Annotated in this window: 15 protein-coding genes; 4 read left to right on the forward strand and 11 right to left on the reverse strand. The window is 46.5% G+C overall.

Going from position 1 to position 22,507, the window contains the following annotated elements; all coding sequences use genetic code 11:
* Positions 1-84: 84 nt before the first annotated feature.
* Complete coding sequence (locus NBH14_RS23585; protein ID WP_186961451.1) at positions 85-519, reverse strand: hypothetical protein; 435 nt, start codon at positions 517-519, stop codon at positions 85-87.
* Positions 520-738: 219 nt separating this feature from the next.
* Here NBH14_RS23585 and NBH14_RS23590 point away from each other — a divergent pair, with 219 nt between their 5' ends.
* The gene (locus NBH14_RS23590; protein WP_186961452.1) at positions 739-2,211 is read left to right on the forward strand and encodes a RimK family ATP-grasp domain-containing protein; all 1,473 of its coding nucleotides are present in this window, start codon (positions 739-741) and stop codon (positions 2,209-2,211) included.
* Positions 2,212-2,214: 3 nt separating this feature from the next.
* Positions 2,215-2,676, forward strand: coding sequence for a GNAT family N-acetyltransferase (locus tag NBH14_RS23595; RefSeq protein WP_186961453.1), 462 nt, complete (start codon positions 2,215-2,217; stop codon positions 2,674-2,676).
* A gap of 5 nt (positions 2,677-2,681) precedes the next feature.
* Here the strand turns inward: NBH14_RS23595 and NBH14_RS23600 are convergent, their stop codons facing one another.
* Both NBH14_RS23600 and NBH14_RS23605 read right to left on the reverse strand, forming a co-directional pair.
* The gene (locus NBH14_RS23600; protein WP_186961454.1) at positions 2,682-5,282 is read right to left on the reverse strand and encodes a glycoside hydrolase family 2 protein; all 2,601 of its coding nucleotides are present in this window, start codon (positions 5,280-5,282) and stop codon (positions 2,682-2,684) included.
* A 96-nt stretch (positions 5,283-5,378) separates the two neighbouring features.
* Positions 5,379-7,367, reverse strand: coding sequence for a retaining alpha-galactosidase (locus NBH14_RS23605; RefSeq protein WP_186961455.1), 1,989 nt, complete (start codon positions 7,365-7,367; stop codon positions 5,379-5,381).
* A 123-nt stretch (positions 7,368-7,490) separates the two neighbouring features.
* Here NBH14_RS23605 and NBH14_RS23610 point away from each other — a divergent pair, with 123 nt between their 5' ends.
* The gene (locus tag NBH14_RS23610; protein ID WP_186961456.1) at positions 7,491-9,221 is read left to right on the forward strand and encodes an SGNH/GDSL hydrolase family protein; all 1,731 of its coding nucleotides are present in this window, start codon (positions 7,491-7,493) and stop codon (positions 9,219-9,221) included.
* Here NBH14_RS23610 and NBH14_RS23615 read toward each other — a convergent pair.
* From NBH14_RS23615 to tsaD, 4 genes are all read right to left on the reverse strand, one after another.
* A complete protein-coding gene (locus NBH14_RS23615) occupies positions 9,198-10,562 on the reverse strand; it encodes an MATE family efflux transporter (RefSeq protein ID WP_186961457.1) in 1,365 nt (454 codons plus the stop codon). The two genes, NBH14_RS23610 and NBH14_RS23615, sit on opposite strands and share 24 nt — an antisense overlap.
* 88 nt (positions 10,563-10,650) lie before the next feature.
* On the reverse strand, positions 10,651-11,205 hold the full coding sequence (locus NBH14_RS23620) for a Crp/Fnr family transcriptional regulator (RefSeq protein WP_007653179.1): 555 nt from the start codon (positions 11,203-11,205) through the stop codon (positions 10,651-10,653).
* Complete coding sequence (locus NBH14_RS23625; protein WP_186961458.1) at positions 11,198-11,689, reverse strand: CinA family protein; 492 nt, start codon at positions 11,687-11,689, stop codon at positions 11,198-11,200. Before NBH14_RS23625 ends, NBH14_RS23620 begins: the two co-directional genes overlap by 8 nt.
* Positions 11,690-12,801: 1,112 nt before the next feature.
* Positions 12,802-13,821 (reverse strand): tRNA (adenosine(37)-N6)-threonylcarbamoyltransferase complex transferase subunit TsaD, encoded by a 1,020-nt coding sequence (tsaD, locus tag NBH14_RS23630; RefSeq protein ID WP_128134365.1) that lies wholly within the window; start codon positions 13,819-13,821, stop codon positions 12,802-12,804.
* A 144-nt stretch (positions 13,822-13,965) separates the two neighbouring features.
* Between tsaD and NBH14_RS23635 the strand changes: the two genes are divergently transcribed.
* Positions 13,966-18,435: a translocation/assembly module TamB domain-containing protein gene (locus NBH14_RS23635; RefSeq protein WP_186961459.1), complete on the forward strand. Its 4,470-nt coding sequence runs from the start codon at positions 13,966-13,968 to the stop codon at positions 18,433-18,435.
* Here the strand turns inward: NBH14_RS23635 and NBH14_RS23640 are convergent.
* From NBH14_RS23640 to xylE, 4 genes are all read right to left on the reverse strand, one after another.
* Positions 18,398-19,333 carry a tRNA dihydrouridine synthase gene (locus NBH14_RS23640; protein WP_186961460.1) on the reverse strand — a complete coding sequence of 312 codons (936 nt, stop codon included), beginning with the start codon at positions 19,331-19,333 and terminating at the stop codon, positions 18,398-18,400. The genes NBH14_RS23635 and NBH14_RS23640 overlap by 38 nt on opposite strands.
* Positions 19,333-19,998 (reverse strand): lipoyl(octanoyl) transferase LipB, encoded by a 666-nt coding sequence (lipB, locus tag NBH14_RS23645; protein WP_186961461.1) that lies wholly within the window; start codon positions 19,996-19,998, stop codon positions 19,333-19,335. The genes NBH14_RS23640 and lipB overlap by 1 nt, the downstream gene beginning before the upstream one ends.
* The gene (gene mtgA / locus NBH14_RS23650) at positions 19,944-20,738 is read right to left on the reverse strand and encodes a monofunctional biosynthetic peptidoglycan transglycosylase (protein ID WP_186961462.1); all 795 of its coding nucleotides are present in this window, start codon (positions 20,736-20,738) and stop codon (positions 19,944-19,946) included. Before mtgA ends, lipB begins: the two co-directional genes overlap by 55 nt.
* A gap of 129 nt (positions 20,739-20,867) precedes the next feature.
* Positions 20,868-22,415, reverse strand: coding sequence for a D-xylose transporter XylE (xylE, locus tag NBH14_RS23655; RefSeq protein ID WP_186961463.1), 1,548 nt, complete (start codon positions 22,413-22,415; stop codon positions 20,868-20,870).
* Positions 22,416-22,507: the final 92 nt, after the last annotated feature.

Below are 22,507 nucleotides of genomic sequence, written 5' to 3' on the forward strand. Positions count from 1 at the left end.
CAGCTGTTCAATAGCCTTGTTCTTGATACTCTCGAAATCAAATTCTTCTTTCATAAAAAAAACTGTGTTAGCAAAGTTAATACTTTATTCCTTGCTGACACAGTTTAATTTACATCCTCCAAATTTAGAAAACAATTTTTCATCCAACTTAGTATGAATAATTTTAAGTATATCACAAAATTCTTCTTCAGTAATTATTTCTGGTTCATCCTTTATTATTATTTCACAATAATTTTCTCTTCTGTTTGTATATTCATCAGAATTTTCATATTCAAATATACCATATCTAAATCCAGCATAAAAGCCTTTAAAATCAATAACGTCATACCTATCAAGATCCAAACGGTATATTTCTCTTACATAACAAATTTGTAATTCTGAAAGCCGCAAATACTTGTTATTATAGACCTCTTGCAAAAGCTTTTTTCTCTTCTTTTCACATGATTCTACTTTCTTCTTTGCATTAGCGATAGACTTCTCCATCTTCTCTATCTCTGCGTTCAACTCATCTATTTCCATTATTATAATATTTATGTTTCAACAAAAGTAAACATTTCTACATTCAAACCGTAAAAATCAAGATGTTTAACAACATGAGCAACGTGATTGGAAGTTATATGTGACAGGAAACACCCCCCTGAGACTCAATCAGCAAAAAGTGCTTTTAATAATTAATGATTATTCGCATTACAGATTGATTTATTTGTCTATTTTTGCGCACTCATTTTAATATTCAATATGAATAATGTGCTGATTCTTTTAGACAGTCTGAATGATTGGAAACCGTATTACAAGACAAGCAGTATCTTAACTGTTTCCGATTATTTAAAAAACAAATCTCTCCAAAAAGAAAAGGGGAGTAAATTTGTCATCAACCTCAGTAATGACTACAGTTATAATTCCGAAGGATATTACTGTTCATTACTGGCTCAAACCCGAGGACACAAGGTGATTCCCGGAGTAGATATCATCAATAAGCTGGAAGCCGGGGCGGGTGTCCGCATGGACCGGAACTTACAGAAGCTCTGTTATCAATGGATACAGAAAAACAATATTACCGATGATATCTGGTATCTGAACCTCTATTTCGGAACTTGCCAGGAAAAAGGGCTGGAGAAAATTGCCCGGTTCATTTTCGAAAACTATCCTGCTCCCCTCCTTAGGATCAGTTTTAATACCCGGGTTAAGAACCAGATCGAATCCATTCAACTCTTGTCATTGGAACAACTGAACGATGAAGAACAAAGTTTCTTCGCTGAAGCGCTCGACCGTTTCAACAAAAAGGTATGGCGTGCGCCTCAAACCGTTAAATCCGCCCGGTATAGCCTGGCTGTATTATACGATCCGGAGGAAAAGTTCCCGCCCAGCAACAAACAGGCCATAAACAAACTGTTGGAAGTAGCCAAAAAGATGGATATACATGCCGAACTGATCACGGAAGAAGATGCCACCCGCCTGATGGAGTTCGATGCATTATTTATACGTACGACGACATCACTGAACCATTACACCTTCCGGCTTTCGCAATTGGCAAGGCAGAACGGAATGGTCGTGATAGACGATCCGTTATCCATCATACGGTGCACAAATAAAGTATTCCTGAATGAATTATTTGAAAAGGAAAAGATACCGGCTCCCCTCTCAATGCTGATATTCAAGTCAAACGAAAATACATTCGAACAGATCAGCAGTCAGTTAGGATCACCGTTCATCCTGAAGATTCCGGATGGTTCTTTCTCTTTCGGGATGAAGAAGGTAACCAACGAAGCGGAACTGGAAGCAGCACTCGACCTGCTGTTTGAAAAGTCGTCCATCCTCCTCGCCCAGGAATTTACTCCGACTGAGTTCGACTGGCGGATCGGCATCCTGAACGGTGAGCCGTTGTTTGCCTGCAAGTATTATATGGCCAAAGGACACTGGCAAATCTACTGTCATTATGATTCGGGAAGAAGCCGGTGCGGACTGGTCGATACCATTCCTATTTATCAGGTTCCCCGCAAAGTGCTCGACACGGCAGTCAAAGCGACTTCATTTATCGGAAAAGGATTATACGGAGTCGATATGAAAATGGTCAACGACCGCGCCATGGTTATCGAGATCAACGATAATCCGAGTATTGATCACGGTATCGAAGACGCTGTACTGGGCGATGACCTGTATTACAGGATACTGAATCACTTCGGACGTATGTTGGATATGAAACACTTCTAAAAGATGGAACAGGAGATTATAACCAGGCAGGCAACCCGGGCAGACCTGGACGGGATTATGAGAATAGAGACATCTTGTTTCGGTCCGGACAGCTTTTCCAAAAAACAATTCGTCTATCTGATCACAAAAGCCAAAGGAATGTTTTATATCGTTGAATACCAAGAGAGAATAGTAGCTTACGTTTCTCTCTTGCAAAACGATCATACCCCCAATCTGCGCATCTATTCTTTAGCCGTACATCCCGGTTTCAGAAGACAGAAGCTAGGACAGCACCTGATAGACAAAACGATCGAATTTGCCAGACAGCATAATCATCCAAAGATTACGCTCGAAGTAAACGTCTCAAATCCGGCAGCGCTCCGTCTTTACCAAAAAAACAAATTCGAACCGGTCCGCACAATAAACAATTATTATGCGGACGGTTCGAACGCTTATTCCATGCACCGGGAAGTTGACTGCTTTTAAAGATTTCAGAGATCAGCAGGCTTCCCTCCGATCTTCACCTCCGAAAGTCCGGCACGACCGGAGGTGAAGCTGATGCGGACGAAACGGATATTCTTCCCCAGATCACCCTCGACACATTGTTTCTTTTCTTTCTTTTCGCTGGTACGCTGATCGGAAACAGTTGACCATGATTGGTTATCGGCAGAAACTTCAATGATATACCGGTGGATATCCGTAGTCGGGAAGATCACCTCGATCGCACTCAAATCATAAGAGGCTTCCAAATCCAGTTTCCACCAGGCATTTGCATCAGACGGATCGGCAAACCAGGCTGTCTGGTCGTCATCATCATTTGATAAGGTACGTGAAGACAGTTCCGCTGTCGAACTGACAAAAGACGGACGGTTAACCGCCAACAGCAATTCGTTGGCCGGTTCTTCTTTCACCGGAGCAATATAACGTTTATAAGGACGGTCGGCGACCTTCGGACACCCGGCGGATTCCCAGGTCGGTTGTCCTAACGTCCGGATCGTCAGTTCAGACGAAGGCAATCCTTCGGCAGAGGCTTCTATTACAGTAGTTCCGGCATAATAACTACGGAATTCGATGGCAGCTTTACCGTCACGGATCGTGATATCAGAGGCTTCTTCCTCCGATGGAGGCATAAATTGGATAGTCGTTCCTGTCGGGAACTCGCCGGGACCGGAAAGAATGGTCAGTTTAACCGGAACCTCATTGCTGACAGGATTACCATCTGCATCCGACAAGGTAATCAGGATATGGGCATCATCCGTTCCGTCGGGAGCAGCAAGCGTTGTTTTATCCGCAGACAAAACAATCTTTGCCGGAGTACCCGGTACAGGCCAGGCCGGTTCTGCCGGATTCCGGTTCCCTTTGGCATAGGCTTCCCGGTACCAATACCAGGAACGTTTCGGGATACGGAAATAGTCGACCAACCCCATGATAGCCAATCCTGTTCCGCCAACGGTCCCATGATCGAAACCACACCAGATAACTTGTCCCCCGCGCCACTCCGGACGGTTGAACCCGTCTTTCAGGTCTGCCCAGCCCGGATCGAAAGTTCCCGGACGGTGGGTTGTCACACTGCCGTATTCAGAAACCATGCTCGGAACGCCCGGTTCGAGGAAACCGGCTCCATCGCCATTATAGAAAGCAATCTGATTCTTTCCCAGCTTATCTACTCCTTTACGCTGGCTGCCACCAATGGCAACCAGGCGGGTCGGATCCCACAGATGCGTACTGTCCGTCGCTTTATTCAGCAATTGCTTCATCCGTTCGTTGGTAGAAGCATCCGTAAAGAAAGGTTCGTTCGACATGCTCCATGCCGTAATGGAAGGACTGTTCCGGTTGATACGGATCAGTTCTTTCAGCTGAGCCAGCACACTTCGGTCGAAATGATCCTGGTCTGCCGGGTTTGGCGGATAACAACTGGACGACGGAGTACCCCAACCGTCACGGTCGCCGGAGCCACCCCCCATTCCCCAGAAAGCATTTTCCGGGAAAAACAAAATACCTATCTCATCGCAAGCCCTGGCAAACGAAGGGTCGTGCGGATAATGAGAGCCGCGAATCGTATTGAAGCCGCAGTCTTTCATCATTTGTATATCCCGGCGGAAACCGGCGTTGGTTACAGCGTCTCCCCAACCGGCATGATCCTGGTGCACGTTAGCCCCCAGCAGGTAATAATGTTCACCATTGATAAAGAACCCTTTATCAGCCCTCCATTCAAACCAACGGATACCGAAAGTTGTCTCCTGCCGGTCTACGATGTTCGTTCCTTTCAGGATGGTAGTCACCGCTTTATACAGGTTCGGGGTATCAGGATGCCACAGGGACGGATTGGTTATAGCTGCCGGATACTGGGTAAATATCCGGGTACTTCCGGCTTTCAACATTTCTTTAGTCTCTGCCTGCGATACGGTTTTGCCTTCGGGCGAAACAATTTCCGTACGGATGGAAAATTGCTGCGACTGCGTATAGTCGTTTCTAATCTCCGTCTCCGCCCGAAAAGAGGCAGAAGCTCTGGAAACTTCCGGGGTAGAAATAAAAGTACCGCACCAGGAAACATGCAACGGATCCGTCACATGCAGATAAACATCCCGGTAAATACCTCCGCTAAACTGATGGTCGCCGGCACGCGGAGCCACATCGGGTTTCCAAAGATTATTGACCCGGACGGCTAATATGTTTTTTCCCGGTTTCAGGAAAGGAGTCAGGTCATAACAAAATCCGGTATATCCACCGGTATGCTCTCCCACCCGTTTCCCGTTCAGGTAGACCTCGCTTTGAATAAATACGCCTTCAAACTCGATAGCCACTTGCTTTCCTTTCCATTCCTCCGGCATTTCAATTGTCCTCCGGTACCAGCCATAGCCATTATATACACTCTTCCACATAAAATAAGGAAGAGAAAACGAATGGGGAAGATTGACCTGTTCCCAGGTTTGATCAGAAAACGAAGGTTGTTGCGCCCCGGCGGGATCACCCAGGGTAAAATGCCAGTCACGGTTCAGGTTGATTTGTTGGCGGACCGGATCAGCTTTTAATTCAGAAAAGATACTTGCCTGTAGCAAGCATAAAAATACAATCAAGATCTTTTTAAACATAGTATTTTAGATTTGTCATTTACCAAAGAAGTAGCGGCCAACAGATTAGAGACCGCTACTTCTTCGTTTTTTAAAATTTGTCAGATATGGATCTGCTTATTTATAGATCTTTGCAGCATATCCGCCGCCCGGAGCCATTTTGATCTTCAGCTTACGGTCGGCGGGAACCGGGATGATTTCTTTTTTATAATCGCAGGCGGCACGGTCGGCATTGATACCGTCTTTGAAAAGTTCCAGTTTGTAATTGCCGTCGCCCAGGAAAGAAAGATCCAGTTCCATCTCGCGTGGTTCCCAATTAGTCAGGGCACCCAGATACCAGATATCGTCGTGCTGGCGGGCCATAGCGATATATTCGGATACTTTTGCATCGAGCACCTGTGTTTCGTTCCAAACGGTCGGGATGTTTGCGATAAACTCGGTACATTCTTTTTCACGCATATAATTGGTCGGATTATCACAAAGCATATTCAGAGGCGATTCGAAAATCACATAAGTAGCCAGCTGGCGGCAACGGGTACCCTGGCTCATCGGTTCGGAGTTGACCGGACGATAATTGGCACGGGTTGCATTCCGCATGGCACCTTGTGTATAATCCACCGGACCGGCAACCATACGGATGAACGGGAATGTTACGTCGTAAGTAACCATATCATAAGAGGCAGGCGACCATTTCAATTGTTCCAAACCATTCACCCCTTCATAATTGATTACGTTCGGATAAGTACGCTGCAAACCAGTCGGTTTACATACGCCATGGAAATCAACCAACATCTTATATCTGGCACAAGTTTCTGCCGAGCGATACAAGAAATTAATCACCTCCTGATCGTCACGATCCATAAAGTCGACCTTGAAACCTTTGACACCCATATCCGCATAATGCTTCACCACATTCTCCATATCACGGTCGAAAGCATAAAAGCCTGCCCAAAGGATAATATCCACATTCTTCGATTTGGCATACGATACGATTTCTTCCATATCAATTTCCGGGATGACTTTCAGCAAATCTGCTTCCAGGTTAACAGCCCAGCCCTCATCCAAAATTACATATTCAATGCCATGTTCGGAAGCGAAGTCAATATAATACTTATAAGTCTCGTTATTGATGCCGGCACGGAAGTCCACTCCGTAAATGTTCCAGTCGTTCCACCAGTCCCAGGCAACCTTACCCGGTTTGATCCAGGAGACATCACTTACACGGGAAGGAGAAGCCAGGCGATACACCATATCGCAATCGACCAGTTGCTTGTCATTTTCAGAAACGACAAACACGCGCCACGGGAACGAACGATTTCCTTTAGTTTTAGCTATAAAATTTTCACGTTCCTTGACCAGCATCTGAAGGCGGTTATGTCCCCCCTGCTGTTTTACCTTCGGATAAGGGGCATGCACAGATTTCAGAGAGGGTTTATCTGTTGCATTGTTCAGGAACATACCCGGATAGTCTTCCAAATCAGCTTCGGTAATACACAGTTTCTTTCCGTTACCCAGATCCACCAGATAAGGGAGGATCATCAAACGCTTGTCGTTCAGTTTGGTGATAGCTTCATTCACATAAGGTTGCTCAAACGAGTTGGAGAACTGTTCTTCGAATGTCGGCTTCGTACTGTTCACATAAGCAGAAAATGTCTTATGGTCTGTCGAGAAGTTATAGGTTGCCGCTTCGTCTGCAACGACAATTTCCCCTTTCTTACGGGTAATGAAACGATAAGCCAGTCCATCGTTATATAAGCGGAAGGCGATACTGTAATCTCCACGGAAAGAAATCGTCATTTCATTATAGATATCGCTTACTTCCGTCTTCTTATAGAAAGGAGAAGGGATCATTTTGTCTACCGACCCTTTGGTTACTTTCGAGACTTTCGGTTTTGCTCCCAAAACTTCTCCATTCTGTAAAGTCATGGAGATTGCAGATGGTGCCAGGACCTCTGTCCCGTCATGAGTCAGGGAAAATTCTACATTATCACCTACGGAAACTACCGTTTGCAGTTTTCTGTCCGGCGATTGTAACTGATAACTCTTCTGAGCCATCAGCGACATGCTTCCGGCTAGAAGGAATACGAGCAGTGCTTGTACTTTCATGGTATTTTTACTTTTTGTTTAACTCTGGCAAATATACATGAATAAATAAAAATAGAATTCCTGAAATTGTTTTATCTTTGTCAATATCGTATCAAAAAGTAACATAAACACATAATAACGACCATGAAAAGACTCTTTTGCCTACTATTTTTCTGTATGGCATGCCTTTCTGCCGGGGCACAATGGAAATGGCAGAATCCGATGGATGCAGGTTTTCCTGTAGTACAAAACCAGGGCTGGCCTGATGAAATAGGTTACAAATATGTCCGTCTGCCTGACCGGGCAGAGAAGGAAATAAGACCCGCCGTATGGAACCTCTCCCGCAACTCGGCCGGGTTAGCGATTCACTTTTATAGTAATGCCCCACAGATCACCGTCCGCTACAAAGTGAGTGGCGGATTGAATATGCCGCACATGCAAAGTACCGGTGTATCCGGCGTTGACCTGTACAGTATCGACAGCGACGGGAAATGGGGCTTTTGCTTCGGAAACTATTCTTTCGGAGATACCATAACATACAGTTACAGGAATTTAGGCCAGGACAGCTATCATAACCGTGGGTTTGAATACCGTCTTTACTTACCTTTATATAATACGGTAGAATGGATGGAGATCGGCACTCCCGAAGACAGCGAACTGACCTTTATCCCGCAATCGCCGGAAAAGCCGGTCGTACTCTATGGTACCTCCATCGCACAAGGAGCCTGCTCCTCCCGTCCGGCTATGGCCTGGGCCAATATCCTGCAACGTTCGCTGGGCTACCCGCTTATCAACCTGGGATTTTCCGGAAACGGGAAACTGGAAAAGGAGGTGCTGAACTACATCATAGAGCAGGATGCACGTATATATATCCTGGATTGTCTGCCTAACCTGACACCAAACACCGAACAGGAAGTTACAGACCTGGTCGTTGCCGCTGTAAAACAAATCAGGGCGACCCGCAACGCTCCCATCCTGCTTGTCGAACACGCCGGATATAGCAATGCACCGACCGACAAGGGACAATATGAACTATATACCCGCCTCAACAGAGGTTCGCAAAAAGGTTTCGAAATACTACAATCGGAAGGAGCGAAAGACCTCTACTACCTGACACACGACGAGCTCGATTACTCGTCGGATGCCTGGGTAGATTACGTACACCCCTCCGACCTGGGTGCACAGGCTCAGGCAACAGCCGTAGAAAAGAAAGTACGTGAAATACTCCGTATCCCGGAAGGTAACCGCCCTACCTGCCAACCGGTAACCCAACGCCGCGAACCGAACAATTACGAATGGCAAAAACGCCATCGCGAAATAGTAAGCCATATCAAGCAGCATCCTCCCAAAGCCGTTATCATAGGCAATTCAATTACGCATTTCTGGGGAGGCGAACCAGCCGGTCCGCGAAGCAGAGGTCCGGAAAGCTGGAAGAAATACATGGCAGCCGCCGGTTTCCAGAACCTGGGATATGGTTACGACCGCATCGAAAACGCACTCTGGCGTATCTACCACGATGAACTGGACGGTTACGAAGCAGAGAAGGTCGTCCTGATGATCGGAACAAACAATATGGGTTCCAGTACGGACGAAGACATTGTAGAAGGTCTACGATTCCTTATCACAGCCGTTCGTAACCGCCAGCCGAAAGCAACGATCCAGGTAATGGGTATCCTTCCCCGTCGCGAACATGAGGACTGGGTGAAAAACATCAACCGGAATATCCGGACGATGGCCGAGGAGGAAAACTGCCTGTTCGGCGATGCAGGACCAGCCTTACTCCTGCCCAACGGAAAGATAGACGAATCCCTCTTCTCCGACGGATTGCATCCGAATGAAAAAGGATACCGGTTAATTGCTCCGATTATTAAATAACGACCTACGTACCAGCCAGAAAGAAACGGACAAGGTACATATCTCAGCGATCGGTACATCATACCAGATGGCATCGATACCGAACACGGCAGGGAGGACAAGTATGCCGATTCCCACAAATACGAGTCCTCTCAAAGCTGAGATAATAATAGATATCTTAGCATTCCCTATCGCCGTAAAATAGCTGGAAGCCAATATATTCAGTCCACACAACAAGAAAGCGAAACAATAAATCGAAACACCCCTCGAAGCAATCTCAAAAGCCTCGCTCCCATGATCCTTGAAAAAGAGTCCGATCACCTGCTCGCCAAACAGCAACAACAGCAAAAACAAACCGATCCCGATCAGCGAATTAGTCCGCGCCGCCAATTTCAGGATCAATTTGATACGTTCCTGTTGTCCGGCCCCGTAATTATACCCGATAATAGGAATGATCCCATCCGATATACCAAGGAATACGGTCGTTCCGATAAACAATATATAATTGATTGCCGTAAATGCAGCCACCCCACTCTCTCCCAGATACCTCATCATGGTAATATTGAAAAGAAATACCGTAATCGCCACCGACAACTCCGACATACCTTCGGACGAACCGTTATAGAAGGCATTCCATACCAGCCGCTGGTCATAGCGTCCACGCTGCACGGCAACCACTTCATGACGTGAAAATAAACGGGGCACGTTAAAACAGGCTCCCATCGTAAAAGCAATACCGGTAGCCAGTCCGGCTCCCATAACGCCCCACCCCAGAACGGCAACAAACACGAGGTCCAGAACAATATTCAGAACCACAGTCATCCCCATAACAGAGGTCGCATACAACGGATGCCCCATCGCCTTGATTATGTAGTCACCGAAAAACATCGCACACAGCAGCGGGAAGAAAGGAACGAGTGCCCGTATATAATGTACCGCATCGGGTAACAACACTTCGTTCGCTCCCAAAAAAGAAGCAATCTTTCCTGCTGACAGAAAAATAACCAGGCTCACCACCACAGACATCCCCAGCAAAAACACGAATACTGAGCGCAAAGCGTTATTAGCCTCCTGCTTATCCCCTCTTCCGAGGCTGATACTGACGAGGGTTTGCCCCCCGATACCCATCACGATTGCAAATGCCGAAATCAAACTGTAACACGGCAAAACCAGATTCACACTGGCAAGCGCATTGGCTCCTACGAAACGTCCCAACACAATCCCGTCGATCACAGATTGTATACCCAAGAACAACAATCCCGCAACACCGGGAAGTGCATACTTCATAAATAAGCGGGGAATCTCACCTGTCAACAATAATTTCTCCCTTTCCAGGCGGAAGAGAGCTTTGTCTTTATTCATAAATCAACTCACTTTTGGTTTCCGGCTGCAAAGGTAGGGAGGTCTTTTCAGAGAAAAATTACCATAGGATAATTTCGGTCTGCTCTTTTTATTTAGAAGAAGAACGAATACGGCTCAACGATTGAGGAGTGATCTGGAGATAAGAAGCGATATGCTTGAGAGGTACTCGCTGGAAAAGTTCGGGATTGCTGCGCAACAAGGCTTCGTATTGCTCACGGGCATCACTCCAGCTATCATTAATAAAATAATTTTCATACTCCCGGAGATAATAATCAAGCAGTTTGAGTCCCCAGACAGCAATGTCGTGCGACTGCTCGAAAAGTTCTTCCAGCCTGCGGGCAGGGATACGGAGCAAGTCCGAATCTTCCACCATCTCGATATTATAAGCGGCAATATCCCGGTAGACGAAATTTATCATTTCGCCATCCGAAGCGAACCATAATGTGATGTCTTTCGTTTCCCTTTCGACATATGAACGGATCAATCCCTTCCTGACGAACCACACGAACGGATCACGGTCGCCCTCCCTGATAAGAAGATCGCCCTTCGGGAAAGAAACCTCGTCCATCTCATCGATCAGAAGCCGGATGGCTTCGTCCGACATCGGATAGATCAATCGCTGTTGTTCTATAAATTTATCCATCGGACTTCTGTAAAAGTTCCAGTAACATTGTCAAAGCGGCATCGGCTGCCGACTGTATGTTTTCGGCCCGCACCGTACCGAAATGATAACAATGCGAAACGACCTGTTCCTTCAAAGCGGCAGCGATCCAGACTGTTCCTACCGGTTTTTCGGGACTTCCCCCGCCTGGTCCGGCAACTCCCGACGTCGCCACCGAGCAATCGCATCCCAATGTACGGATAGCTCCCTGCGCCATCTGTTCCACCACTTCACGGCTCACAGCACCGTAAAGACGCAAACTGTCTTCCGAAACTCCGAGCACATTATGTTTCACCTCGTTGCTATAAGAAACAACGCCTCCGACAAAATAATCGGAACTACCAGCCACCAGGGTAACCATATTGGCAATACGTCCGCCCGTACAGCTTTCCGCCGTACCCATTACCAAACCTTTCGAACGGAGAAGTCCGCCAAGTTGTTCGCTGAGCGAATTATTATTATTCATATCGTTTTATTATCAGGTTTAAATGTTTTAATAATTATCAGAAACGAGTCTGTTTATAGTAGCTGGTTGTAACTGATTCCCCTCTCGAGAGGGGGAAGGGGGTGTGTCATATCCCCACCTATCAACTATCATAATCAGAGTTACTTGACTATTACAGGTCCATTTGCCGTCTGCTTCAGCTCAATGTCATTAAGTTAAGGATATAAGCCTTAAAAATCAGAGTCACTTGGTCATTACAGATTCATTTGCCGTCAGTTTTAACTGACGGTTTGGATGTCTAACTATTGTTTTGGCTTTAGCCACATTTCCATTAATTATCAATATGTGTAATCATAGAGAAATGTGACTAAAGTCCGGAGAAATAGATAATTTACCAATCCGTCAGCTGAAGCAGACGGCAAATAAACCTGTAACAAGGTCTGTTTTTATTGACTGGCTTTAACACACCCCCTACCCCCTCTCAAGAGGGGAAGCAGTTACAACCAGTCATTATAAATAGACAACTCAATTCTTCTAAAATAGAATTATCCCTCTCAACGCAAGAGGTTTTCACGGAATATACTATCATACTGTCATTACGACATATAAATAACTATATAGCAATCATTTAAACTATGACAGTACGTTTTTATACTATCATTTACCTATCATGCAACCATCATTTTAACTCTATTTTAACCAACAGACAGTCTTTTTAACCCGACAAAGGCGTTGGTTACAACCGCCTATGGCATCTTATCATTCGTCAGATTACTACCTTTTTATCCCAAAACTATGACTTAATTTCACTCGAACACAGACTTTTTGTTGCCGGGATGCCCATTCCACCCCTTTTTACACCCCCATCTCGACGATGCCTACACCCGGGTGTCAAGGGTATCGAGACCCGGGTGTCAAGTAACTTTTGCTTCTATGCCACTGATTTTAAGCTATATAATTACTAAAAACAGTATACTGTCTATCCCATTTTTTAAGTAGGAAATGATAGTAGTATGATAGATAAATGATCGTTGAAAACAGCTACTATCATACTATAACAAACATGTATACAACTACTTATATCGAAATATGATAGTATGATAGTATATTTCTTCCAACCTTTGTATTCTTCTTTAAATAACAACCCTTGAGAAAGGAACTGCATCCATCGGGCAGAAATCCTTATCGAGGTATTTATAATAACCTGTAATGGCGACCATCGCTGCGTTGTCTGTTGTAAACGCAAACTTCGGGATATGTACCTTCCAACCATACCGCTTGGCATGATCCAGGAAAGCATCACGCAAACCGGAGTTTGCCGATACACCTCCGGCTACCGCCACCTCTTTTATATTCAGGTCTTTCGCTGCCTTGCGCAACTTATCCATCAGGATATCGATCACTGTAGACTGTAAGGAAGCACAGAGGTCTTGTTTGTTCTTTTCGATAAAATCGGGATCTTCCTGCAACCGATCCCTCAACGTATAAAGGAAAGAGGTTTTCAACCCGCTGAAACTATAATCGTATCCCGGAATATGCGGTTTACTGAAAGCGAAGGCTTTCGGATTTCCTTCGTTGGCCAGACGGTTCACCACCGGACCACCGGGATAACCCAATCCCATCACCTTGGCACATTTGTCGAAGGCTTCGCCGGCCGCGTCGTCTATTGTCTGGCCTATCACCTCCATGTCGTTATATGCGTTCACCTTGATGATTTGCGAATTGCCACCCGACACCAGCAAACAAAGGAAAGGGAAAGAAGGCGCATGATCATCTTCCGGCGTTTCCTTGATGAAATGGGCAAGCACATGGGCCTGCAAATGGTTAATCTCGATCATCGGGATATCCAGAGAGGCGGCAAATCCTTTGGCAAAAGAGGTCCCGACCAACAGGGAACCCATCAATCCCGGCCCTCGTGTGAAAGCGACAGCGCTCAGTTCCGATTTATCGATACCGGCCCGTTTGATGGCTTCAGCAACCACCGGAATAATATTCTGCTGGTGTGCCCGCGAAGCCAGTTCAGGAACGACACCGCCATAAGCCTCGTGAACGGCCTGGCTGGCTATCACGTTCGACAGCATCACGCCGTCGCGTATTACGGAAGAGGAAGTATCATCACAGGATGATTCTATCCCCAATATTGTTACACTCATACTCTTCTCTCGTTTTTTTTGTGCAAATTTAATGAAATCTATCGCGATATTGTTGTAGATTTGCGTTTAAAATATAGTAAAGATATCAGAGGACTAAAATACATAATCATTACCCTACTTGTTTTGTTCTGGATATTCTATGCAATGCCTTTCATTTTATTGAAGATACCTTATATCCAATCTCAGGTTTCCGGCATTGCATCGACAGAATTATCCAGCCATCTCGGTGTGCCCGTAAAGATAGGAAATGTAAATATCGAGTGGTTCAACCGCGTGGTACTCGACAACTTATACCTGGAAGACGAGGCTGGTAAGACCTTATTCGAGGCAAATCATGTGGCTGCCGGTTTCGAAGTCCTCCCATTGCTCAAAGGTAAATTTGTATTCTCTACGGTCCGGTTATTCGGCTTTTCGGTCAATCTCAATAAAAAGACTCCCGACAGTCCGTTGAACCTCCAGTTCGTTATCGACGCTTTCGCCAGCAAAGATACGATGAAGAAGAATCCGAATATCGACCTGCGCTTCAACTCCATCCTGATACGCCGCGGGAATTTCCGGTTCGATGTGGAGAGCGAGGCGCAAACGCCCGGTAAGTTCAACGCCAAACATGTGGATATCAAAAACCTGAGTGCCAAGATTTCCATGAAAGCGTTCAATAAGGACAGTCTCAACGCGAACATCAAAAAGATGAGTTTCGACGAGGCATCCGGCTTTACGTTGAATAAACTCTCGATGAATATCATCGGCAACCGCGACAGCACGTTTATCAATAACTTCGAAATCAAGTTACCGGAAACCGATTTGAAAATAAGCAAGGCCAGGATAGACATGCGCGAAATCAACAATGCTTCCGAGCTGCTGAACCATGCACCGCTGGCGCTGAACATATCTCCGTCGCAAATCTGCCTGAAAGACCTTTCGTCCTTCGTTCCTGCCTTTAGTAATTTCACCGAAACCATCGAACTTTCGGCCGAAGCCTCCGGAGCCATCAACAATATCAACCTGAAACAGTTGACATTACGATACAGCGACAAGATGCTGTTTATCGGGAAAATGGACCTGAAAGGAATCAGCCACCCGGAAGATGCCTATATCTTCGGACAGGTGAACAAAATGTATATTACCACCGACGGACTGAGCGGACTGATAAACAATTTCAATAAAAAACCGGTCGTGCTGCCCGATCCGGTTATCAGACTGGGCACAATCAACTTTACCGGGGAGATATCCGGCTTCTTCGATAACCTGGTGGCTTTCGGAAAGTTCTCTTCGGCTATCGGCTCCGTACAAACCGATATGATATTCGGTAGTGATAAAGAAAATAATATCACAGCCTACCTGAAAGGACATGTTTCCACCTCCGGCCTGCTTCTGAACGAACTTTTCGACGAAGGCAACCCTTACGGTAACGCCAAGCTGAACATATCGGTCGATGCCAAACGGCATAAAAACAGCAGTTTCTTTGGTAATATCAAAGCAAATATCGACGAATTCGAATACAAGAAATACAAATACGAAGATATTCAGTTATCCGGAAATTTCAAGAAAAACAGCTTTGACGGAATGGTACAGGTGAACGATCCGAACGGTAAGTTGTATGCAGAGGGTATGTTCCGCCACGAAGGAAAGAACTCCATGTTCAACTTCACCGCCAATCTGGAACATTTCCGCCCGGACAGCCTCCACCTGATCGATAAATACGAATCGCCGGACATCTCGTTATCCCTAAACGCCGACTTCACCGGCAACAATATAGATAACCTGGAGGGGAACATCACGATAGACAGTCTGTCCTTCCTCACAGCGCCCAGCAGCTTTTTCCTGAAAAAGTTCCAGGTAACGGCCTCCGGTCATTCGCTGGATCGCCATCTGACGATCTCGTCCGACATTCTGAACGGGGAAGTGACGGGTGCTTACTCGTTCAAAACGATCATCCCGAGTTTCATGAATACCTTCAAAGGATATATTCCGGCGCTTATCAATGCCACCCAGAAAAAGCAGCAGGTTGAAGAAAACAATTTCTCGCTGTTGCTGACTGTGGAAAACACAGAGAAAATATCCGAAACACTCAAATTGCCGGTAACAGTAGTAAACCAGGCACGTATCACGGGGCATTACAACAACCTGTATAACAAATTCCGCATCGAAGCCTTCCTCCCCAAGTTCAGGCTGGGCAAGTCCATGTTCGAATCCGGCTATCTGACATGCGACAACCCGCAGGAAAACATCAACCTGCTATTAAAAGCGATCAACTACAACCAGAAAGGACTTCGCAACTACCTCGATCTGAAAGTGGATGCCAAGGATAACCGGATCAATACGCTGATCGGATGGGCAAACAACAAGGAAAAAGAATTTCGTGCCGAACTTTCGGCTTCCGCCCTCTTTACGGAAGAGGAACAGGAGAAGAAGCCTGCCATGCTACGGACCGATATTGCCGTGAAAGAGAGCCAGCTGGTGCTGAACGATTCTCTATGGATCATCCATCCGTCGGATATCAGAATAGCCGACGGTAAAATAGATATCCATAAATTCAGGGTAGGCAACGAAAAACAATCGTTGTTGCTGGACGGGAGTATCTCCAAAAATCCGGCAGATACCCTTTTAATGGCTCTGAAACAGGTTGAACTCAGTTATATATTCGATATACTGAACATTCCGGTATTACAGTTTGCCGGGAAAGCAACGGGTACATTCAATATCTGCGACCTTTACGGAAGTCGCATGCTGAACACCGACCTTGAAATAAATGACTTTTCATTTAACCAGACTCCCCTCGGCCGGCTAAATCTGTTCAGCGAGTGGGACGATGCCCAGAAAGGTATCCTGATGCTGGGCAGCATCTATAAAAACGATACGACATGGACCGACGTAAGCGGCTATATCTTCCCGGTCGGACAAAATGCCGGACTCTCCCTGTTCTTCGATGCCAACGATATCAACCTGGGATTCCTCCATCCTTTTGTGGAAAAGGTTGCCAAAAACATGAAAGGACGGGGATTCGGAAACGTCCACCTACACGGCCCGTTCAAAGCGCTGACCGTAGAGGGCGACGCATACGTGCTGGACGGCGGCCTGGGTATCGAATATACCAATACGTATTATACATTCTCCGACTCCATCTACATGGATGCCGGTTCCATAAATATGCGCGACCTGACGGTTCACGACGAGTTCGGCAATCCGGGTACCGTCAACATGAGCGTCTATCATAACCACTTCAAAGATGTCAGCTTCGACGTGAATGTCAAGACAAAGAATATGCTGGTATTCAACGCTACCCGCAAACTGAATCCACTGATCTACGGTACCGTTTTCGGTAGTGGTTCGGCCTCCATCAAAGGAAATGACAAGCTAATCAACTTCGATATCAATATGCGGAGCGATCCTAAGACGTCCATTACCCTCGACTTCATCAACAATACTACAGCTGCCGACTATGACTTTATCACTTTTGTGGATAAAAAACAATTGAAAGATCTGGCCAACGGAACTTTATCGCGGGATTCCCTGAAGATTGTAAACAATGAAGAAGAGGAAGGGGCCGAAATGCGCATGAACTTCCTGCTCGATATCACTCCCGATGCCAGGATCGAACTGATTATGGACCCGATTGCCGGCGACAAAATAACCGGTAATTGCAGCGGAAGCATGCAGATAGAATACGGGACAAAAACGGACTTACGCATGTATGGCAACATGGGAATCGTCAGCGGTAACTATAATTTCAGCTTACAGCAGATTATCCATAAAGACTTTAAGATACGTGAAGGCAGTGCAATCGACTTCCGTGGCGATCCTTTCGATGCGACGATGCATATAAATGCTATTTATAACCTGACAGCCAACTTGCGTGATCTGGATGAAGGGCTTGCCAGGGAAAGTCCACGAACCAACGTCCCCGTCAACTGCGTGCTTAACCTGGATGGTATGTTGCGCAGTCCGGCAATCTCATTCGACCTGGAACTGCCCGGCACCAACGAAGAGATAGAACGGCAGATGAAGGCATTGGTCGATACCGAAGATATGATGACGCGTCAGATCATCTATTTGCTGGTATTGAATAAGTTCTACACACCCGACTATTCTCAGAATGCTTACCGTTCGAGCGAGTTCAGCGCAGTAGCTTCTTCTGCCATCTCATCCCAGATTTCAAGTATCCTGAACAGCCTGACCGACAAGGTACAGATCGGAACGAATATCCGTACCAGCGAAGACGGCATACAGGATACGGAGGTGGAAATGTTACTTTCCAGCCAATTGCTCGACAACCGCCTGCTGTTCAACGGCAGTTTCGGATACAGGAACAATACGTATCAGCAAAAGAATGATTTTGTAGGTGAGTTCGACCTGGAATACAAGTTAACTCCCAGCGGAGAAATCCGCCTGAAAGCATACAATCATGCAAATGATATGTACAAATACCTCAACGGAGCGTTAACAACTCAGGGCGTAGGTGTCATGTTCAAGAAAGACTTCTCCCATCTCTCCGAGTTTTTCCGCCGGAGAAGGAAGTTATTACCGATTATCCCGCTTGCCCCTGCCGATACAATCGCACCGGCGAAGGCTGATTCAACTATTGTAACAGTTCCTTCACGGCCTGAAGGTAAGTAGGCAGTTGGTTGCTTTTCAGTATCTTCTTCCGCAGACGTTTCTCAGCCTCCGGCAACAGGTAATCCCAAAGGGTTTTCATTTTGGCCAGTATCTGATGGTCGCCTCCTTCAAGCGCACTGCTGTATTTTTCAAACAACAACGTGTGGAAATGAAGCAGTTTCGCTTTCTTTTCTTCATCCGTAAAACCGTTGCCAGCTGCTGCATATTCCGCTGCCAGCCAGGGAGAGGATAACAGGCCACGCCCCGACATCACACCTGCCAGACGGGGAAACCGGCAGAGAATCCGGTCTATATCTTCCAGGCTGTTCAAATCTCCGTTATAAAAAAGCGGATGCCTGCATACCTCATAGAAACGGGCGAAACTGTCTGTATCCACATTCCCTTTGTATTGTTGCGTGCCTATCCGGGGATGCAAAGTAACATGAGCCAGAGGCAGGGAGTTCATAACCGGAAGCAAGGCAAAGACCTCATCCGGGGCATTCCAACCCAACCGGAGTTTAACCGAAAAGCTCATCTCCGGGAACTCCCGGATCATCTGCAACAAAGCCTCCGCCTCTTCTACAAAAGGAAGAATCCCCGCCCCCCGGTGCAAACGCGCCTGCATAGGGAAAGGACACCCCATATTGATATCCGCCTGCCGATATCCCTTTTCCCGGAACAATGCTGCCAGACGGCGGAACTCATCGGGAGTAGCAGCAATCAGTTGGGGAATCACCGGTGTTTCCGAATTTCTTTCCGGAGCGATATCACGGATATCTTTGTTACGGAAACCGTCTTTCTCCACACGCACAAAAGGGGTGTAATAATTCTCCACCCCACCGAATATACGGTGATGGACTTCCCGGTACACGGCATCGGTATATCCTTGCAAAGGAGCGAAATGTATTTTATAATCCATCAGGGAAACAGTTCTGAGAATAATGAATGAAGTTGTGTTTTAGCTAGTTCGAAATCCTGCTTTCCGCCTAATTCCTTTTCCAGCGAAGTGACGCCTTTATCTGTGAAGCCACAAGGATTAATCAGGGAGAAATAGCTTAAATCCGTATTGATGTTCAGCGCAAAACCGTGCATAGTGACATACCGGCTGCTCTTCACCCCGATGGCACATATCTTACGGGCACGGCCTTTTACCAGCGGGTCGATCCAGACCCCGGTCGCCCCTTCCAGCCGCTCCCCTTTTATCCCGTAGAGAGACAGGAAGCGGATAAAGATCTCTTCCAAGAGATGAATATATTGTTTAAGTCCCAGCTGCCAATGCTCCAGGTCGAATACCGGATAACCGGTAATCTGCCCGGGACCATGATAGGTGATATCCCCTCCCCGGTTCGTATGAAAGAAGGAAATGCCCCGCAGTTGCAGCAGTTCGGCAGGGATCAGCAAGTTTGTGTCTTTCCCGCTCTTACCGATTGTCAGCACCGGCTCATGTTCGCAGAAAAACAGTTTATTCTCTCCTTGTCCGCCCCACACTTTTGCATGCAGCAGCGTCTCAAACGCTTCCGTCTGGACCTTTAAAGCATCGGTATAAGCGATATGTCCGAGGTCGTGATAAGTGAAGCTCTCCATTTTTTTCTCTTTTTTATCTTTTTGTTTGTATTTTCTATTTCACCGGCTCCGTAACCCATCTGTATCTTTAGCAGTTTACCCATCAAGGAAAGAATCTGCCCCTGCCGCTTCAACATATAAGGGGAAGGTTTACCGGAATTAAACTTACGGGGATTCGGCAGGGACGCAGCGACCAAAGCCGCTTCTTCACGGGTCAGCTGATAGGCCTGCTTCTTAAAATGGGCTTTGGCTACCGCCTCCGCTCCGTAGATGCCGTCTCCCATCTCAATCGAATTGAGATAGACTTCCATAATCCTTTCTTTGCCCCATATCCATTCGATCAACAGGGTGAAATAGACTTCTATGCCTTTTCGTATATAACTTTTCGTTGGAAGCAGGAAGACATTCTTGGCTGTCTGCTGGGATATGGTGCTGGCGCCACGCACCCGCTTTCCTTTCTCCGCCTCATCACGTGCTTTCTGTATCTGTTCGATATCAAAACCGTTGTGGTCGAGAAACAGATTATCCTCGGAAGCGACCACGGCCTGCACCAACGGTTGGGCTATCTTCGACAGCGGAACCCACGTATGTTCGAGTTTGAAAGGCTTCCCCGATTTATACTGGTCGTACAGTCGTGTCAGCATCAATGGCGTATAATAAACAGGAATGAATTTATAGGCCACCACCGCCAGGATGCTGGATATAAACAGGAATAGAAGGATATTCCTGCACCAGATCAGGATCCGTTTTATAATAGGCATACTAAAAGTCTTTTTTAACGCAGACAAATGTACAAAAAAGCAGTAAAACAGATGATAAGATTATGCAAGAGAAAACAAAAAGAGGCCGCCAAAAGATATGACAGCCCCTCTATTCATATGGAAAATAAATTATCTCTTCCAGTACTGTTCCATCTGTTCCAATGTCTTACCTTTCGTTTCGGGAACGAATTTCCAGATAAAGGCAGCGGCAAGGATACCCATCAAGCCGTAAATCCAGTAAGCCACACCGTGGTTGAATGTTTCCGTGAGATACTGGTTCTTGTCCAGCATTGGGAAAGTCCATGAAACAAGGAAGTTGGCTATCCACTGTCCGGCAACGGCAATACTCATCACCGTCGAACGGATAGAGTTCGGGAAGATTTCCGCCAGCAATACCCAGCAAACAGGTCCCCATGACATAGCGAAACCGGCAGTATACACCAGCATACAAACCAACGACCCCACACCGACAGAGTGTGTATAGAATGTTGTTCCCAGGATAATCATGGAAACGGCCATCACCAACGCACCGATAATCATCAACGGACGGCGGCCGAACTTATCGACCGTAAAGATTGCCAGCACAGTAAACGACAGGTTCACAGCCCCTACCACAATCTGCTGCAACAAAGCGGCATCGGTAGCGGCTCCCATCGTCTTAAATATCTCCGGTGCATAATAAAGCACTACGTTGATACCGACAAACTGCTGGAATCCCGACAACAGGATACCTACCATAATAATAAGTACACCGTAGGAACGAATCGGGAACGCCAGCGAAACGAAGAAACTGCCGATCAGGGCAATCTCCAGAGCACTTGTATTTCCGGCCAATTCCAAGGCTCCATAGGCCAACAAGAACAAAACAAGCCATGCTCCCATAAAACGGAAATAAGGACGCATGGAGGGCGCCTTTTCCTTGAAACTTTCTTTTATGTCGACCAGTTCTTTCGCCGCTTCGTCTTTTCCCATCAGGCGATCGAGAATGGTCAATGCCTTTTCCGTCTTTCCGCGCATCACCAGGTAACGGGGCGTTTCAGGAACAAACATCAGCAGGGTAAAGAAGAATACGGCAGGAATAATTTCAGAAGCAAACATCCATCTCCATCCAACCGTATGCAACCAGGAAGCATCGCCTTGCAAGGCGATCGTGTAATTCACGAAATAAACGACCAGCATACCGAAGATGATTGCAAACTGGTTCCACGAAACCAGGTTACCACGACGGTCTGCCGGAGCAATCTCGGCAATGTACATCGGCGAAACCATCGAAGCCAGGCCGACCCCGATACCACCAAGAATACGGTAAGCCACAAATAAATACATGTAAGTATGATCTCCGCTCCCCGGTAATCCCAGACCGAATTCGGGCCAGGCCGAACCGATAGCCGAAAGCAGGAAAAGGATAGACGCCACGATCAGCGTCGGCTTACGTCCGTAACGCTGGCTGACCCATCCAGCAAAAGAGGCACCCAGGATACAACCGATCAGCGCACTGCTGACAACAAACCCTTCCAGCGAATTGGCCTGGTCGAGCGGTAATCCGTAAGGTTCAATAAAAAATTTTCGTAGTGATTCTACTGTTCCGGAGATAACAGCCGTGTCATATCCGAATAATAACCCTCCCAGGGTAGCAACGAGGGTGATACCAAAAATATAACTGTTGTTGTTTTTCATGTTTACCAGATTAAGAGTAACTTTTCCCCTCTCGAGAGGGGGCAGGGGGTGTGTTAATGCCAGTTATAGGACTAAATTTAACACACCCCTTA

The organism is Parabacteroides caecihominis (genome assembly GCF_023656785.1).
In the GTDB taxonomy this organism is placed as follows: Bacteria; Bacteroidota; Bacteroidia; order Bacteroidales; family Tannerellaceae; genus Parabacteroides; species Parabacteroides segnis.